Genomic DNA, 17,202 nt, shown 5'->3' with positions numbered 1-17,202 from the left:
ACTTAGAACCTTATCATTTTGATAAAAAATTAAGATTTATCTTTTTATTTATTAACCGAAAGGTTCAACCCCGCTATCTCTTTAAAAAATTTCTGACTTAAATAAGTTCGATTTTCTCTTACATAAAAATCATAACTCCGCTTCTTCCCCTCTTTAATTAAGCAATAACGTTGACCATCTGGAACCATGAGAATCTTTTGATTCTTATTTTTAATTACAATACTAGAGTCCTTTTGGTTCCAATTTACCTCATAATCTTGCCCCTCTAAGATCGATCGCAAAGGAAGGTAAGCTCTTCCTTTTTCCACAAAACCTTTTGAGTTCAAAGTTTTTTCATCTAAGAATATAGATACGTTGTGTTTTGTTTCGACTAAATCACGGAGATTTTTTGTGCGTTTACTACCCGTATCTTGATCAACAATCATTAACTGGCTATTTCCTAATTTATTTGGGTCAGGTATAAGGATAAATATCCAGTTATCCCCTTGAATCCCCTGAGCATTACACTTTCTTCCTAAAACCTCTTCCAATCTACCCTCAGAGAGAGACTTAAATGAATCCATTCTATTCATTTGGTCCTTGTTTTGCTCCACTTGTAGAACTTTGTCTGCAATGTTAAAGGTAAAAGATTTTCCACTTCCCATTCTCTTTAAATATAGTGTATTTCCATCTAAGCTATAAGAGAAGGCTTCATCTCCTTGTGTCTTTAATTCGATATCTTTTGCTGGAATTTCAGCAAAAGGTTCCAAAAAATTGCGATCTAAAATCAATAAACCACAATAGTGTTCTAGGATCAAATAATCATCCGAACCAGCGACAAGAGTTAAGGGATCTGCTCCTGGTTTACTTGATAGCATAGTATTTATAACATTATCATTCGTTTGTTGCTCTTTCTTGGTATCCTTTTTTTGATCATTTGCAGTCTTCATTCCTAAGCTGAATGGCAAAACAAATAACACTATTAATAAAAGAAATATAGTACGAGTTTTTTTCATCATATTAGACTCTCCTTTTTCTAATTGAAAATAGCATTAATAGTAGTATCCATCAATTCTTATCTTAACATTGTCAATACCCCCCCATCTGCTGGAGAAATATCCTGAATAAGATGAAGAATGCGCAGTTACCCAAGGGTCTCCACCTTTTTTATAGACTACAACTGAATGATAATATCGACCTCTATCGTTCTTTAGTTGAATAATGCTTCCTGTATCTAACGCACCAAAAGTACTAGAAAAATATCCCACAGGCCCCTGAGAAGAATTATTAACTAAAAACGTTCTTAGTTCATTTACACCAGCCCATGAGGAACTTCTTTCATTTATGGATCTATAGTACCAATAGTTAGATCCTGTTATCGACGATGAACTTGAGCTTTTGAATGGTGCGCCACCCGCTCTAAGTATTTGTGAAGCGTAATTTGTACAGTCTCCCCCTCTTCCTGTAAAATTGTAGTAAGCTGAGTTAAATCCATTAAAATAGTTATCTTGATATCGCCTCATATTTGCCTTTTGTTGACTGGAAAAATAGGCAAATCTTCCAGACATAGGTCTAATTGCAGATTGATCGTTAAGTTCTTTTTCAAATTCTATGCTTTTAATATACTCTGCAAATCTATCTTTAGCAGAATCTATACTAGAATTTCCCATCGAAAAAGCTCTTTCTTTGTTCATAGCACTAGAGTTTATTTGTGAATCCAAAGGTAATTCCTTCGCTTCTAACGTTAAATTTTCAGGAAATAATGTTCCATCAGAAAGGTCATTTGAAATCGCAGCATAAACATAAAAATCATCATTATCTCTTGTCACTCTAATTTTGTAATCCGCAATCAATTTGGATTCTAAGTCTCCATCCCAATAATTATATTGGATTTTCAACAAAACATCTTCTGTATTTTCGTTTACAGGAACTAACTGCTCATCCAAAACTTTAAAGCTTTTTAAGGTTAACTTTCTTCCTATTAATTTTTCTTTATATGCTTTTATTTCCTTTCGGTCAAGCATATGTTTTTTCAAGCCTTCCGCTTTGCTGTCAACCACACTGCTCTTCACATCGTTAGAATCACTAAAATCCGAAAACTCTTTTTCTACAAATTCAATAGCTACCTGCCTTATTCTCTCATTAGAACTCATTTCTCCTTCTGCAGAAAAAGCGAATACCTCATTTGAAACAGAGAGCATCACTAACAAGGAGATAACTAAAGACAAAACCTTTTTCATCATTTTCTCATCCTTTCTTAGATCTTTGATGGCACTGTTGAATCATAGTTTGCATAAGGCTTCCTAAAGCTAGGATAACATCCACATGTTGTTTTGCCAAGTATTTCTGCACTGTATTAAAGTTCTCTTTTCTTTTTGATAACTTCCCCTTTTTCATATTTTCTAATCTTTGTGGTAGTAGAATTCTAATTTATTGTAATGTATCTATTCAATGTTCCTCATTTCACTTTTTAGGTGGTTTCCTTAAATAATTTAAACGTACCTTTTCTCGGTAAGCTAAACCAGGGTTGTTAAATTGAGAACAGATTTAATACAAAAGGCGAAGCCTCTATTGACGAAAGATACAATATTATTGACTACATATATGTTGACTTCTTTCCAACCACATAACTCTCGCAAAATTGCACCTATTTCGAGTCGCTTTGACCCATAGAATTCTTTTCTTCTATATTTCGGTGCAAATACAACGTGATACTTACAATTCCATTTTGTGTGTGATAGACTATGAGTGTCATTTAGCGATGACATCTTTACCTCCTGTTGATGATAATGTTGCGTGGTTTCCAGACCTTTTTTATCATAACACGAGAGGCTGTTAGGTTCTCATCGCCAAAGCTAAACGGAACCCCCGGTCTAACCGGGGGTTTTCTAATACAACAAAAAAGGATCGAAGCGCAAAGCTCCGACCCTTCCAGACTATGCTAGTATAAAAGAAATATTTTATCGTCTGGAAAATTGACAGCCTATCACAAGAGATAACACCGAGAATGCAAGCAGAACGAATGCAATTAATAGATGACAGGCTATCGCAATTAATTTAAACAAGATTTTTCCTAAAAATAGCATAAAAATCTAGTTATCCGCATAAAAACTGGACTTATCACACTTTATCAAGGTCAAAACCACTCAATTTACTACTAATTTACTACTTATGAATGAGCTTTGATACGACGATTTATCCTTGAAAAGTGAAGATATAAAGATACTTCCAATAAAATTTGAATATTTAATAGGTAGACACTTCAAAAAATGAGGTGTCTATTTTTTTACCCGATTTTGAAAGGAAGTGAACTTATGAAAACAAAAAATCAAGAATCAAAAGGTCGTTCCCCACTCTTTAAGACCATCAAACATTCATTCAGCCAATAAAAAAGAAAGGATAGGTAAAAATATGGAACTTAAATTTGTGATTCCCAACATGGAAAAAACATTCGGCAATTTAGAATTTGCTGGCGAGGATAAAGTCGTTCAGCGAAGAATCAACGGACGGCTAACTGTCTTATCAAGAAGCTATAATCTCTATTCTGATGTTCAAAGAGCAGATGATATTGTGGTGGTGCTTCCTGCTGAAGCTGGCGAAAAACATTTCGGCTTTGAGGAACGTGTGAAGTTAGTCAATCCACGTATTACCGCAGAGGGCTACAAAATCGGCACTCGTGGTTTTACAAATTACCTTTTACATGCTGACGACATGATAAAAGAATAAAGAAAGAGAGGAAAAATGATGAGATTAGCAAATGGCATTGTATTAGATAAAGACACGACTTTTGGAGAATTGAAATTCTCTGCTCTACGTCGTGAAGTGAGAATCCAAAATGAAGACGGGTCGGTTTCAGATGAAATCAAGGAACGTACCTATGACTTAAAATCCAAAGGACAAGGACGCATGATTCAAGTAAGTATTCCTGCCAGCGTGCCTTTGAAAGAGTTTGATTATAACGCACGGGTGGAACTTATCAATCCCATTGCGGACACCGTTGCTACTGCCACCTATCAAGGAGCAGATGTTGACTGGTATATCAAGGCAGACGATATTGTGCTGACAAAGGATTCTAGTTCATTCAAAGCTCAACCACAAGCAAAGAAAGAACCGACACAAGACAAATAGTCGCTAGGTAGAAAGGAGACTTTTTCGCATGAAACAGCGTGGTAAAAGGATTCGCCCATCTGGTAAAGATTTAGTCTTTCATTTTACGATAGCGTCACTCCTGCCTGTTTTCCTGCTGGTTGTCGGACTGTTTCATGTGAAGACAATCCAGCAGATCAACTGGCAGGATTTTAACCTATCACAAGCAGATAAGATTGACATTCCCTATTTAATTATCAGTTTCAGTGTCGCAATTCTTATCTGCTTGCTGGTAGCGTTTGTATTCAAACGGGTTCGCTATGATACGGTTAAACAACTTTACCACCGTCAAAAACTGGCAAAGATGATACTTGAAAACAAGTGGTATGAATCTGAACAGGTCAAAACAGAGGGTTTCTTTAAAGATAGTGCTGGTCGTACAAAGGAAAAGATAACCTACTTCCCTAAAATGTATTATCGACTTAAAAATGGCTTGATACAGATACGGGTGGAAATCACGCTGGGAAAATATCAAGACCAACTCTTACACTTGGAAAAGAAATTAGAGAGTGGCTTGTACTGTGAGCTGACGGATAAAGAGTTAAAGGATTCCTATGTGGAATATACTTTGCTCTATGACACCATAGCCAGTCGTATTTCTATTGATGAAGTAGAAGCTAAAGATGGTAAACTTCGCTTAATGAAAAACGTATGGTGGGAATATGATAAGCTCCCTCATATGTTGATTGCTGGTGGTACAGGTGGCGGTAAAACTTACTTTATACTGACACTGATTGAAGCCTTGCTTCATACAGATTCAAAACTGTATATTCTTGACCCGAAAAATGCTGACCTTGCGGACTTAGGTTCTGTGATGGCAAATGTCTACTATAGAAAAGAAGACTTGCTTTCTTGCATTGAAACATTCTATGAAGAAATGATGAAACGTAGTGAGGAAATGAAGCAGATGAAGAACTATAAGACTGGCAAAAATTATGCTTACTTAGGTCTCCCGGCACACTTCTTAATCTTTGATGAATACGTCGCTTTCATGGAAATGCTGGGAACAAAAGAAAACACCGCAGTTATGAATAAGCTGAAACAGATTGTCATGTTAGGTCGTCAAGCTGGCTTCTTTCTAATACTGGCTTGTCAACGTCCAGACGCAAAATATTTAGGCGACGGAATCCGTGATCAGTTTAATTTCAGAGTGGCTTTAGGTCGTATGTCTGAAATGGGCTATGGCATGATGTTTGGCAGTGACGTACAAAAGGATTTCTTCTTAAAGCGAATCAAAGGTCGTGGCTATGTTGATGTAGGAACAAGTGTCATATCAGAGTTTTATACTCCCCTTGTACCAAAAGGATATGATTTCTTGGAGGAAATTAAAAAGTTATCCAACAGCAGACAGTCCACGCAGGCGACGTGCGAAGCGGAAGTCGCAGGTGTGGACTGATCTTGCTGGCTGGTGTGGCAATAGCCACGCCAGCACTTAACCCCCCGTATCTAACAGGGGGGTACAAATCGACAGGAAACAGTCAAAAAAACATTAGAAAATCCTTTGGTTACAAGGGATTTACAAAATTTCAGCGTATGTCAAATGGGCTTTAAAAGTTGACATACGCCTTTTTGATTGGAGGGATTTTTACTGAATGAACAAACTTGGTTACAGCATTTAAAAGAAAAACGCTTGGCTTATGGACTATCTCAAAACCGTTTAGCTGTTGCGACTGGTATTACAAGGCAGTATCTAAGCGATATTGAAACAGGAAAAGTCAAGCCATCAGAGGATTTACAGCAGTCCCTTTGGGAAGCTCTGGAACGCTTCAATCCCGACGCTCCCCTTGAAATGCTGTTTGATTATGTAAGGATTCGCTTTCCGACAACAGACGTACAGCAGGTGGTCGAAAACATCTTACAACTGAAACTGTCCTATTTTCTTCATGAGGACTATGGTTTCTATTCTTATTCAGAGCATTATGCTTTAGGCGACATATTCGTCCTTTGCTCCCATGAACTGGACAAAGGAGTTCTGGTGGAATTGAAAGGTCGTGGGTGCAGACAATTTGAAAGCTATCTTCTGGCACAACAAAGAAGCTGGTATGAGTTCTTTATGGACGTTTTGGTGGCTGGCGGTGTGATGAAACGCCTTGACCTTGCCATTAACGATAAGACAGGGATTTTGAATATCCCTGTACTCACTGAAAAGTGCCAACAGGAAGAATGTATCTCCGTCTTCCGCAGTTTTAAAAGCTATCGCAGTGGCGAACTGGTACGCAAAGAGGAAAAGGAATGTATGGGAAACACCCTCTATATCGGTTCATTACAAAGTGAAGTTTATTTCTGTATCTATGAAAAGGACTACGAGCAGTACAAGAAAAATGATATTCCCATTGAAGACGCAGAAGTAAAAAACCGTTTTGAGATTCGATTGAAAAATGAGCGTGCCTATTATGCAGTCCGTGATTTACTCGTCTATGACAATCCAGAGCATACCGCCTTTAAAATTATCAATCGGTATATCCGTTTTGTAGATAAAGACGATTCCAAACCTCGTTCTGATTGGAAACTGAATGAAGAATGGGCTTGGTTTATTGGGAACAATCGTGAACGATTAAAACTAACCACAAAACCAGAGCCTTACTCCTTCCAAAGGACGCTGAACTGGCTATCTCATCAAGTTGCCCCGACCTTAAAGGTTGCGATTAAACTTGATGAAATCAACCAGACGCAGGTTGTAAAAGACATTCTCGACCATGCGAAACTGACAGACCGACACAAGCAGATTTTGAAGCAACAGTCAGTAAAAGAACAGGACGTGATAACAACAAAAAAATAACTCAAATACAAATTCATTGAATATAGAGAGGAGAACATTTTTATGAATTTTGGACAAAACCTTTATAACTGGTTTCTATCAAACGCTCAATCACTGGTGCTTTTAGCAATCGTTGTGATTGGCTTGTATCTTGGCTTCAAGCGTGAGTTTAGCAAACTGATTGGCTTTTTAATTATTGCGATTATTGCGGTTGGCTTAGTCTTCAACGCTGCTGGAGTAAAAGACATTTTACTAGAGCTATTCAATCGCATTATTGGTGCTTAAATAAAACCGTTCTTTTGTGGAATATAAGTGGTTTTCTTATGTTCCGCAAAGGAATGGTACACCAAACGAAGTGCGGTAGGGATTTTTGAATCTCTACAAAGAAAGGACGTGAATATATGGACGATATGCAAGTCTATATTGCGAATTTAGGCAAATACAATGAGGGCGAATTGGTCGGTGCGTGGTTTACCTTTCCCATTGACTTTGAGGAAGTCAAAGAGAAAATCGGCTTGAATGATGAATATGAGGAATACGCCATTCATGACTACGAGTTACCCTTTACGGTTGACGAATACACTTCCATTGGCGAACTCAATCGACTATGGGAAATGGTATCGGAATTACCCGAAGAATTACAATCGGAGCTATCTGCTCTGCTCACTCATTTTTCAAGCATTGAAGAACTAAGCGAACATCAAGAGGATATTATCATTCATTCCGATTGTGATGATATGTATGACGTGGCACGCTACTACATTGAAGAAACGGGTGCTTTAGGCGAAGTACCAGCTAGTCTTCAAAACTATATTGATTATCAAGCCTATGGTCGGGATTTAGACCTTTCAGGAACGTTTATCTCAACCAATCATGGGATTTTTGAAATCGTCTATTAAATCTGTCGGTACATTACTACTGGCAGATTTTCTATTTTACGGGGTGGCTCAATCAGCTACCCCTATTTTTTATGAAAGGATTGATTACATGAAGAAAATACGAAGCTATACCAGTATCTGGTCTGTGGAAAAGGTACTGTATTCTATCAATGATTTTAGACTTCCGTTTCCCATAACCTTTACGCAAATGACATGGTTTGTCGTGTCACTCTTTGCAGTGATGATACTTGGCAACTTGCCCCCTCTTTCCATGATAGAGGGAGCATTTCTCAAATACTTTGGGATTCCTGTGGCTTTCACATGGTTTATGTCTACAAAAACTTTTGATGGTAAAAAGCCTTATGGATTTTTGAAGTCTGTCATTGCTTATGCACTGCGACCAAAGCTGACCTATGCAGGAAAAAAAGTAACGCTTGGCAGAAACCAGCCACAAGAAGCCATTACAGCAGTTAGGAGTGAATTTTATGGCATATCCAATTAAATACATTGAAAACAATCTCGTCTGGAATAAAGACGGGGAATGTTATGCTTACTATGAGCTTGTTCCTTACAATTACTCATTTCTAAGTCCAGAACAGAAAATACAAGTGCATGATTCTTTCAGACAGCTTATCGCACAAAATCGTGATGGCAAAATTCATGCTTTACAAATCAGTACAGAATCCAGCATACGTTCTGCACAAGAGCGTTCCAAAAATGAAGTCACTGGCAAGCTCAAAGCGGTTGCCTATGACAAAATCGACCAACAGACAGACGCTTTAATATCCATGATTGGCGAAAATCAAGTGAACTACCGTTTCTTTATCGGCTTTAAGTTGCTTCTCAACGATCAGGAGTTTTCTATGAAAAGTCTTACCGTTGAAGCAAAAAATGCTTTGTCTGATTTTGTCTATGATGTGAACCATAAGCTGATGGGCGATTTTGTTAGTATGAGTAATGATGAAATCCTGCGTTTTCAGAAGATGGAAAAGCTCTTAGAAAATAAAATCTCTCGTCGTTTCAAAATCCGCAGGTTAGATAAGGACGACTTCGGCTATCTGATTGAACACCTTTACGGACAGACAGGCACTGCCTATGAAGAGTATGAGTACCATCTATCAAAGAAAAAGCTGGATAATGAAACGCTGATTAAATACTATGACTTGATTAAGCCTACTCGCTGTTTGGTGGAAGAAAAACAGCGATATTTGAAAATCCAGCAGGAAGATGAAACCGTCTATGTAGCTTACTTTACCATTAACAGCATTGTCGGAGAACTGGACTTCCCGTCCTCTGAAATCTTCTACTACCAGCAACAGCAATTTACATTCCCGATTGATACGTCAATGAATGTGGAAATTGTAGCGAATCGTAAAGCCCTATCTACTGTCCGCAATAAAAAGAAAGAACTGAAAGACTTGGATAACCACGCTTGGCAAAGTGATAATGAAACCAGCTCCAATGTGGCGGAAGCTCTGGAAAGTGTGAATGAGCTGGAAACCAATTTAGACCAAAGCAAGGAATCTATGTACAAGCTGTCTTATGTGGTAAGGGTATCAGCAAATGATCTTGACGAACTCAAACGTCGTTGTAATGAAGTGAAAGATTTTTATGACGATTTAAGCGTAAAACTGGTACGACCATTTGGGGATATGCTCGGCTTACATGAAGAATTTTTACCTGCCAGCAAGCGTTATATGAATGATTATATTCAATACGTGACCTCTGATTTCCTCGCTGGTTTAGGTTTTGGTGCTACTCAAATGCTGGGGGAAAATGAGGGGATTTATGTTGGCTACAGCTTAGATACTGGACGCAATGTCTATCTGAAACCTGCTCTTGCCAGTCAAGGGGTTAAGGGTTCAGTAACCAATGCGTTAGCGTCGGCTTTTGTTGGTTCGCTGGGTGGTGGTAAATCCTTTGCGAATAACCTTATCGTCTATTATGCGGTGCTTTATGGGGCACAAGCAGTGATTGTAGACCCAAAAGCAGAACGTGGCAGATGGAAAGAAACCTTGCCAGAGATTTCCCATGAAATCAATATCGTCACTCTGACTTCTGATGAGAAAAACAAAGGCTTACTTGACCCTTATGTGATTATGAAAAATCCCAAAGATTCTGAATCACTGGCTATTGATATTCTGACATTCCTTACGGGGATTTCCTCTCGTGATGGGGAACGCTTCCCAATCCTTAGAAAAGCCATTCGTGCAGTAACCAATAGTGAAGTACGAGGGTTGATGAAAGTGATTGAGGAATTACGGGTTGAGAATACGCCACTAAGTACCAGTATAGCCGACCATATCGAAAGTTTTACAGACTATGACTTTGCACATTTATTATTCAGTAATGGTTATGTGGAGCAGTCTATCAGCTTAGAAAAACAACTGAACATTATACAGGTTGCGGACTTGGTACTTCCCGACAAGGAAACTTCCTTTGAGGAATATACCACTATGGAGCTTTTATCCGTTGCTATGCTGATTGTCATTAGTACCTTTGCTTTAGACTTTATCCATACAGACCGAAGCATTTTCAAGATTGTAGATTTAGACGAAGCATGGAGCTTTTTACAGGTAGCACAAGGAAAAACACTATCTATGAAGCTGGTTCGGGCTGGTCGTGCTATGAACGCTGGGGTATATTTCGTGACCCAAAATACAGACGACCTCTTAGATGAAAAACTGAAAAATAACCTCGGCTTAAAATTTGCATTTCGTTCCACTGACCTTAACGAGATTAAAAAGACCTTAGCCTTTTTTGGTGTAGACCCAGAGGACGAAAACAATCAGAAGCGATTGCGTGATTTGGAAAACGGGCAATGCCTTATCAGTGATTTATATGGTCGTGTCGGTGTGATACAGTTCCACCCTGTATTTGAAGAACTGCTCCATGCCTTTGATACCAGACCACCTGTGCGAAAAGAGGTGTAAATGTGAAACCATCAATAGTAAACAGAATAAAATCAAACTGGACGCTGAAACGTCTAGGTAAAGTGGCAATGACAGTGGCTTTCACACTTGTGATTGCCATTTTTCTTTTAGCCATGCTGGGAACGGTGGTTCAAGCTGCGGGCTTGGTAGATGATACGGTCAATGTGGCAAATGAATACAGCCGATACCCACTTGAAAACTATCAACTGGATTTTTATGTGGATAATAGCTGGGGCTGGCTTCCGTGGAACTGGTCGGACGGGATTGGAAAACAGGTCATGTATGGACTATATGCCATTACCAATTTTATTTGGACAATCAGTTTGTATGTTTCCAATGCGACAGGTTACTTAGTACAGGAAGCCTATTCCTTAGACTTCATTTCCGCTACAGCAGATTCCATTGGTAAGAATATGCAGACCTTAGCTGGTGTGAGTGCAAACGGATTTTCAACAGAGGGTTTCTATGTTGGATTCCTCTTACTCTTGATTTTGGTTCTTGGGGTTTATGTTGCCTATACGGGACTGATAAAGAGAGAAACCACAAAGGCAATTCATGCCATTATGAATTTTGTGCTGGTGTTTATCCTATCGGCTTCCTTTATTGCCTACGCTCCCGACTACATTAAAAAAATCAATGACTTTTCATCAGACATCAGTAATGCCAGTTTATCACTTGGCACGAAGATTGTCATGCCCCATTCCGATAGTCAAGGCAAGGACAGCGTGGACTTAATCAGAGATAGCCTGTTTTCCATACAGGTTCAGCAACCGTGGCTACTGCTTCAATACAACAGTTCAGACATTGAAAGTATCGGTATTGACCGTGTGGAAAGCCTGCTCTCCACCAGCCCAGATTCCAACAATGGCGAAGACAGAGAAAAAATTGTTGCGGAAGAAATTGAAGACAGAAGCAATACCAATCTAACCATTACAAAGACCATTAACCGTTTAGGTACAGTCTTCTTCCTATTTGTCTTCAATATTGGGATTTCCATATTTGTATTCCTATTAACAGGAATCATGATTTTCTCGCAGGTACTTTTTATCATCTATGCTATGTTTCTGCCTGTGAGCTTTATTTTAAGCATGATTCCATCATTTGATGGTATGTCAAAACGAGCCATAACAAAGCTCTTTAATACCATTTTGACACGAGCTGGAATCACATTGATTATTACGACAGCATTTAGTATTTCAACCATGCTCTATACCTTATCGGCTGGTTATCCGTTCTTTTTGATTGCTTTTCTACAGATTGTGACCTTTGCAGGAATCTACTTCAAGCTGGGCGATTTAATGAGTATGTTTTCTCTACAGAGTAACGATTCTCAAAGTGTGGGAAGTCGTGTGATGAGAAAACCTCGTATGCTTATGCACGCTCACATGCACCGTCTACAGCGGAAACTTGGACGTTCCATGACTACTCTAGGGGCTGGGTCTGCCATTGTTACAGGTAAAAAAGGACAGTCGGGTTCGGGGAGTTCTGCAAGGACACAAGCAGATCACTCCCGACCAGACGGAAAGGAAAAATCAACACTTGGAAAACGTATCGGTCAAACCATCGGTACAGTAGCTGATACCAAAGACAGAATGGTAGACACTGCTAGTGGTTTGAAAGAACAGGTTAAAGATTTGCCGACCAATGCAAGATATGCAGTATATCAAGGAAAATCCAAAGTAAAAGAGAATGTCCGTGATTTAACCAGTAGTATTTCTCAAACCAAAGCGGACAGAGCCAGTGGACGCAAGGAACAGCAGGAACAAAGGCGAAAAACCATTGCGAAGCGTCGCTCTGAAATGGAACAGGTCAAACAGAAAAAACAGCCTGCTTCTTCTGTTCATGAAAGACCGACTACAAGACAAGAACAATATCATGATGAACAGACCTCAAAACAGTCTAATATTCAGACTTCATATAAGGAATCTCAACAAGCCAAACAAGAGCGTCCAGCAGTTAAGTCCGATTTTTCAAGTCCAAAAGTGGAACGCCAAGGCAATACCGTTCAAGAAAAAACCGTTCAAAAGCCAGCAACTTCAACCACTACAGCAGATAGAACTTCACAACGTCCAATCACAAAAGAACGTCCGTCTACTGTTCAAAGAGTACCACTACAAAATACAAGAAGTAGACCACCAATCAAAACCGCCACCATTAAGAAAGTCGGTAAGAAACCATGAAGTTGAAAACTTTAGTGATTGGTGGTTCTGGATTATTCTTGATGGTCTTCTCACTGCTTCTGTTTGTTGCCATTTTATTTTCAGATGAACAGGACAGCGGAATTTCCAATATTCATTATGGAGGTGTGAATGTTTCCGCAGAAGTGCTGGCTCATAAGCCTATGGTAGAAAAATATGCCAAAGAATATGGCGTTGAAGAATATGTCAACATACTTCTTGCGATTATACAGGTGGAATCGGGCGGTACTGCGGAAGATGTTATGCAGTCCTCGGAATCCCTCGGTCTTCCACCTAATTCATTGAGTACAGAAGAATCCATTAAGCAAGGTGTGAAGTATTTCAGTGAATTATTAGCCAGTAGCGAAAGGCTCAGTGTAGATTTAGAATCGGTTATCCAGTCCTACAATTATGGTGGTGGTTTCTTAGGGTATGTGGCTAATCGTGGAAATAAATATACCTTTGAACTGGCTCAAAGTTTCTCAAAAGAGTATTCAGGTGGCGAAAAAGTGTCTTACCCCAATCCCATAGCCATACCTATCAATGGGGGCTGGCGATACAACTATGGCAATATGTTTTATGTGCAACTGGTAACGCAGTATCTTGTCACAACAGAGTTTGATGATGATACGGTACAAGCCATCATGGACGAAGCACTGAAATATGAGGGCTGGCGATACGTTTACGGTGGAGCTTCCCCGACTACTTCTTTTGATTGTAGCGGACTGACACAATGGACGTATGGAAAAGCTGGAATTAACTTACCACGAACCGCACAACAGCAATATGATGTGACCCAGCATATCCCACTATCGGAAGCACAAGCTGGCGATTTGGTTTTCTTTCATTCTACCTATAACGCTGGCTCTTATATTACTCATGTTGGGATATACCTTGGCAATAACCGTATGTTTCATGCAGGCGACCCAATCGGTTATGCCGACTTAACAAGCCCCTACTGGCAACAGCATTTAGTGGGAGCAGGACGAATCAAACAATGAGAAAGGAAGATTTAATGATGAAATTTAGAAAAAATCAGAATAAAGAAAAACAGATACCAAAGGAAAAGAAACCTCGTGTCTACTATAAGGTCAATCCTCATAAAAAGGTTGTGATTGCCTTGTGGGTACTTTTAGGGCTTAGTTTCAGCTTTGCGATATTCAAGCACTTTACAGCTATAGATACTCATACTATTCACGAAACAACTATCATAGAAAAGGAATACGTTGATACTCATCATGTAGAAAATTTTGTAGAGAACTTTGCGAAAGTCTACTATTCATGGGAGCAATCCGATAAGTCCATTGATAATCGAATGGAAAGTCTAAAAGGCTATCTGACAGATGAACTTCAAGCTCTCAATGTTGATACAGTACGCAAAGATATTCCTGTATCGTCTTCTGTAAGAGGATTTCAGATATGGACGGTAGAGCCAACTGGCGACAATGAGTTTAATGTAACCTACAGTGTAGACCAGCTCATTACAGAGGGAGAAAATACAAAGACCGTCCACTCTGCTTATATAGTGAGTGTCTATGTAGATGGTTCTGGAAATATGGTACTGGTTAAGAATCCGACCATTACCAACATACCTAAGAAATCAAGTTATAAACCAAAAGCCATTGAAAGTGAGGGGACGGTTGATTCCATTACAACCAATGAAATCAATGAGTTTTTAACGACGTTCTTCAAGCTCTATCCTACAGCGACAGCCAGTGAACTTTCCTACTATGTGAATGACGGGATATTAAAACCAATCGGAAAAGAGTACATCTTTCAAGAACTGGTAAATCCTATTCACAATCGTAAGGATAATCAAGTCACGGTATCGCTGACAGTGGAGTATATCGACCAGCAGACCAAAGCAACGCAGGTATCTCAATTTGATTTGGTACTTGAAAAGAACGGGAGTAATTGGAAGATTATAGAATAACAAATATTGGTACATTATTACAGCTATTTTGTAATCACGTACTCTCTTTGATAAAAAATTGGAGATTCCTTTACAAATATGCTCTTACGTGCTATTATTTAAGTATCTATTTAAAAGGAGTTAATAAATATGCGGCAAGGTATTCTTAAATAAACTGTCAATTTGATAGTGGGAACAAATAATTGGATGTCCTTTTTTAGGAGGGCTTAGTTTTTTGTACCCAGTTTAAGAATACCTTTATCATGTGATTCTAAAGTATCCAGAGAATATCTGTATGCTTTGTATACCTATGGTTATGCATAAAAATCCCAGTGATAAAAGTATTTATCACTGGGATTTTTATGCCCTTTTGGGTTTTTGAATGGAGGAAAATCACATGAAAATTATTAATATTGGAGTTTTAGCTCATGTTGATGCAGGAAAAACTACCTTAACAGAAAGCTTATTATATAACAGTGGAGCGATTACAGAATTAGGAAGCGTGGACAAAGGTACAACGAGGACGGATAATACGCTTTTAGAACGTCAGAGAGGAATTACAATTCAGACAGGAATAACCTCTTTTCAGTGGGAAAATACGAAGGTGAACATCATAGACACGCCAGGACATATGGATTTCTTAGCAGAAGTATATCGTTCATTATCAGTTTTAGATGGGGCAATTCTACTGATTTCTGCAAAAGATGGCGTACAAGCACAAACTCGTATATTATTTCATGCACTTAGGAAAATGGGGATTCCCACAATCTTTTTTATCAATAAGATTGACCAAAATGGAATTGATTTATCAACGGTTTATCAGGATATTAAAGAGAAACTTTCTGCCGAAATTGTAATCAAACAGAAGGTAGAACTGTATCCTAATATGTGTGTGACGAACTTTACCGAATCTGAACAATGGGATACGGTAATAGAGGGAAACGATGACCTTTTAGAGAAATATATGTCCGGTAAATCATTAGAAGCATTGGAACTCGAACAAGAGGAAAGCATAAGATTTCAGAATTGTTCTCTGTTCCCTCTTTATCATGGAAGTGCAAAAAGTAATATAGGGATTGATAACCTTATAGAAGTTATTACTAATAAATTTTATTCATCAACACATCGAGGTCCGTCTGAACTTTGCGGAAATGTTTTCAAAATTGAATATACAAAAAAAAGACAACGTCTTGCATATATACGCCTTTATAGTGGAGTACTACATTTACGAGATTCGGTTAGAGTATCAGAAAAAGAAAAAATAAAAGTTACAGAAATGTATACTTCAATAAATGGTGAATTATGTAAGATTGATAGAGCTTATTCTGGAGAAATTGTTATTTTGCAAAATGAGTTTTTGAAGTTAAATAGTGTTCTTGGAGATACAAAACTATTGCCACAGAGAAAAAAGATTGAAAATCCGCACCCTCTACTACAAACAACTGTTGAACCGAGTAAACCTGAACAGAGAGAAATGTTGCTTGATGCCCTTTTGGAAATCTCAGATAGTGATCCGCTTCTACGATATTACGTGGATTCTACGACACATGAAATTATACTTTCTTTCTTAGGGAAAGTACAAATGGAAGTGATTAGTGCACTGTTGCAAGAAAAGTATCATGTGGAGATAGAACTAAAAGAGCCTACAGTCATTTATATGGAGAGACCGTTAAAAAATGCAGAATATACCATTCACATCGAAGTGCCGCCAAATCCTTTCTGGGCTTCCATTGGTTTATCTGTATCACCGCTTCCGTTGGGAAGTGGAATGCAGTATGAGAGCTCGGTTTCTCTTGGATACTTAAATCAATCATTTCAAAATGCAGTTATGGAAGGGATACGCTATGGTTGCGAACAAGGATTATATGGTTGGAATGTGACGGACTGTAAAATCTGTTTTAAGTATGGCTTATACTATAGCCCTGTTAGTACCCCAGCAGATTTTCGGATGCTTGCTCCTATTGTATTGGAACAAGTCTTAAAAAAAGCTGGAACAGAATTGTTAGAGCCATATCTTAGTTTTAAAATTTATGCGCCACAGGAATATCTTTCACGAGCATACAACGATGCTCCTAAATATTGTGCGAACATCGTAGACACTCAATTGAAAAATAATGAGGTCATTCTTAGTGGAGAAATCCCTGCTCGGTGTATTCAAGAATATCGTAGTGATTTAACTTTCTTTACAAATGGACGTAGTGTTTGTTTAACAGAGTTAAAAGGGTACCATGTTACTACCGGTGAACCTGTTTGCCAGCCCCGTCGTCCAAATAGTCGGATAGATAAAGTACGATATATGTTCAATAAAATAACTTAGTGTATTTTATGTTGTTATATAAATATGGTTTCTTGTTAAATAAGATGAAATATTTTTTAATAAAGATTTGAATTAAAGTGTAAAGGAGGAGATAGTTATTAT

Annotated in this window: 15 protein-coding genes and 1 pseudogene; 13 read left to right on the top strand and 3 right to left on the bottom strand. The window is 38.4% G+C overall.

Annotation, left to right across the window (positions count from 1 at the left end):
- Positions 1–44: 44 nt before the first annotated feature.
- From DG046_RS03965 to DG046_RS03955, 3 genes and pseudogenes are all read right to left on the bottom strand, one after another.
- Positions 45–998 carry a copper amine oxidase N-terminal domain-containing protein gene (locus DG046_RS03965; RefSeq protein ID WP_108831253.1) on the bottom strand — a complete coding sequence of 318 codons (954 nt, stop codon included), beginning with the start codon at positions 996–998 and terminating at the stop codon, positions 45–47.
- 33 nt (positions 999–1,031) lie between these two features.
- Positions 1,032–2,222 carry an amidase domain-containing protein gene (locus DG046_RS03960; RefSeq protein WP_108831252.1) on the bottom strand — a complete coding sequence of 397 codons (1,191 nt, stop codon included), beginning with the start codon at positions 2,220–2,222 and terminating at the stop codon, positions 1,032–1,034.
- A 360-nt stretch (positions 2,223–2,582) separates the two neighbouring features.
- A pseudogene (locus DG046_RS03955) lies at positions 2,583–2,747 on the bottom strand (transposase); the annotation flags it as partial.
- A 643-nt stretch (positions 2,748–3,390) separates the two neighbouring features.
- Between DG046_RS03955 and DG046_RS03945 the strand changes: the two are divergent.
- The 13 genes from DG046_RS03945 (at position 3,391) to tet(M) (ending at position 17,100) form a co-directional block, all read left to right on the top strand.
- Positions 3,391–3,705 (top strand): YdcP family protein, encoded by a 315-nt coding sequence (locus DG046_RS03945; RefSeq protein WP_000420682.1) that lies wholly within the window; start codon positions 3,391–3,393, stop codon positions 3,703–3,705.
- Positions 3,706–3,720: 15 nt separating this feature from the next.
- Positions 3,721–4,107 (top strand): YdcP family protein, encoded by a 387-nt coding sequence (locus DG046_RS03940; protein WP_000985015.1) that lies wholly within the window; start codon positions 3,721–3,723, stop codon positions 4,105–4,107.
- Positions 4,108–4,135: 28 nt separating this feature from the next.
- Positions 4,136–5,521, top strand: a complete 1,386-nt coding sequence (locus DG046_RS03935) for an FtsK/SpoIIIE domain-containing protein (RefSeq protein ID WP_000813488.1) — start codon at positions 4,136–4,138, stop codon at positions 5,519–5,521.
- Positions 5,522–5,698: 177 nt separating this feature from the next.
- Complete coding sequence (gene mobT, locus DG046_RS03925) at positions 5,699–6,904, top strand: MobT family relaxase (RefSeq protein WP_000398284.1); 1,206 nt, start codon at positions 5,699–5,701, stop codon at positions 6,902–6,904.
- Positions 6,905–6,946: 42 nt separating this feature from the next.
- Positions 6,947–7,168 (top strand): hypothetical protein, encoded by a 222-nt coding sequence (locus DG046_RS03920; protein ID WP_001009056.1) that lies wholly within the window; start codon positions 6,947–6,949, stop codon positions 7,166–7,168.
- 116 nt (positions 7,169–7,284) lie between these two features.
- Complete coding sequence (locus tag DG046_RS03915) at positions 7,285–7,782, top strand: antirestriction protein ArdA (protein ID WP_000342539.1); 498 nt, start codon at positions 7,285–7,287, stop codon at positions 7,780–7,782.
- Between the two features lie 88 nt (positions 7,783–7,870).
- Entirely contained in the window at positions 7,871–8,263 is a 393-nt protein-coding gene (locus tag DG046_RS03910) for a conjugal transfer protein (RefSeq protein ID WP_000723888.1), read from the top strand.
- Positions 8,247–10,694 carry a conjugal transfer ATPase TcpF gene (tcpF, locus tag DG046_RS03905; protein ID WP_000331160.1) on the top strand — a complete coding sequence of 816 codons (2,448 nt, stop codon included), beginning with the start codon at positions 8,247–8,249 and terminating at the stop codon, positions 10,692–10,694. The genes DG046_RS03910 and tcpF overlap by 17 nt, the downstream gene beginning before the upstream one ends.
- Before the next feature lie 2 nt (positions 10,695–10,696).
- Positions 10,697–12,874, top strand: coding sequence for a CD3337/EF1877 family mobilome membrane protein (locus DG046_RS03900; RefSeq protein WP_000804748.1), 2,178 nt, complete (start codon positions 10,697–10,699; stop codon positions 12,872–12,874).
- Positions 12,871–13,872 (top strand): bifunctional lytic transglycosylase/C40 family peptidase, encoded by a 1,002-nt coding sequence (locus DG046_RS03895; protein ID WP_000769868.1) that lies wholly within the window; start codon positions 12,871–12,873, stop codon positions 13,870–13,872. The genes DG046_RS03900 and DG046_RS03895 overlap by 4 nt, the downstream gene beginning before the upstream one ends.
- Before the next feature lie 14 nt (positions 13,873–13,886).
- On the top strand, positions 13,887–14,804 hold the full coding sequence (locus DG046_RS03890) for a conjugal transfer protein (protein ID WP_000975335.1): 918 nt from the start codon (positions 13,887–13,889) through the stop codon (positions 14,802–14,804).
- A gap of 274 nt (positions 14,805–15,078) precedes the next feature.
- On the top strand, positions 15,079–15,165 hold the full coding sequence (locus DG046_RS03885) for a tetracycline resistance determinant leader peptide (RefSeq protein ID WP_011058339.1): 87 nt from the start codon (positions 15,079–15,081) through the stop codon (positions 15,163–15,165).
- A 15-nt stretch (positions 15,166–15,180) separates the two neighbouring features.
- A complete protein-coding gene (tet(M), locus tag DG046_RS03880; RefSeq protein WP_000691736.1) occupies positions 15,181–17,100 on the top strand; it encodes a tetracycline resistance ribosomal protection protein Tet(M) in 1,920 nt (639 codons plus the stop codon).
- Positions 17,101–17,202: the final 102 nt, after the last annotated feature.

Origin of the sequence: Aedoeadaptatus coli (genome assembly GCF_900343085.1) — a bacterium.
Taxonomy (GTDB): Bacteria; Bacillota; Clostridia; order Tissierellales; family Peptoniphilaceae; genus Aedoeadaptatus; species Aedoeadaptatus coli.
Note: the sequence above shows the minus strand (reverse complement) of the source record. Positions and strands in the feature narration are given on the sequence as shown.

Coding starts and splice junctions, on each gene's coding strand:
- DG046_RS03965 (WP_108831253.1), bottom strand. CDS start 998: ATGATGAAAAAAACTCGTACTATATTTCTTTTATTAATAGTGTTATTT.
- DG046_RS03960 (WP_108831252.1), bottom strand. CDS start 2,222: ATGATGAAAAAGGTTTTGTCTTTAGTTATCTCCTTGTTAGTGATGCTC.
- DG046_RS03945 (WP_000420682.1), top strand. CDS start 3,391: ATGGAACTTAAATTTGTGATTCCCAACATGGAAAAAACATTCGGCAAT.
- DG046_RS03940 (WP_000985015.1), top strand. CDS start 3,721: ATGATGAGATTAGCAAATGGCATTGTATTAGATAAAGACACGACTTTT.
- DG046_RS03935 (WP_000813488.1), top strand. CDS start 4,136: ATGAAACAGCGTGGTAAAAGGATTCGCCCATCTGGTAAAGATTTAGTC.
- DG046_RS03920 (WP_001009056.1), top strand. CDS start 6,947: ATGAATTTTGGACAAAACCTTTATAACTGGTTTCTATCAAACGCTCAA.
- DG046_RS03915 (WP_000342539.1), top strand. CDS start 7,285: ATGGACGATATGCAAGTCTATATTGCGAATTTAGGCAAATACAATGAG.
- DG046_RS03910 (WP_000723888.1), top strand. CDS start 7,871: ATGAAGAAAATACGAAGCTATACCAGTATCTGGTCTGTGGAAAAGGTA.
- tcpF (WP_000331160.1), top strand. CDS start 8,247: ATGGCATATCCAATTAAATACATTGAAAACAATCTCGTCTGGAATAAA.
- DG046_RS03895 (WP_000769868.1), top strand. CDS start 12,871: ATGAAGTTGAAAACTTTAGTGATTGGTGGTTCTGGATTATTCTTGATG.
- DG046_RS03890 (WP_000975335.1), top strand. CDS start 13,887: ATGATGAAATTTAGAAAAAATCAGAATAAAGAAAAACAGATACCAAAG.
- DG046_RS03885 (WP_011058339.1), top strand. CDS start 15,079: ATGCTTTGTATACCTATGGTTATGCATAAAAATCCCAGTGATAAAAGT.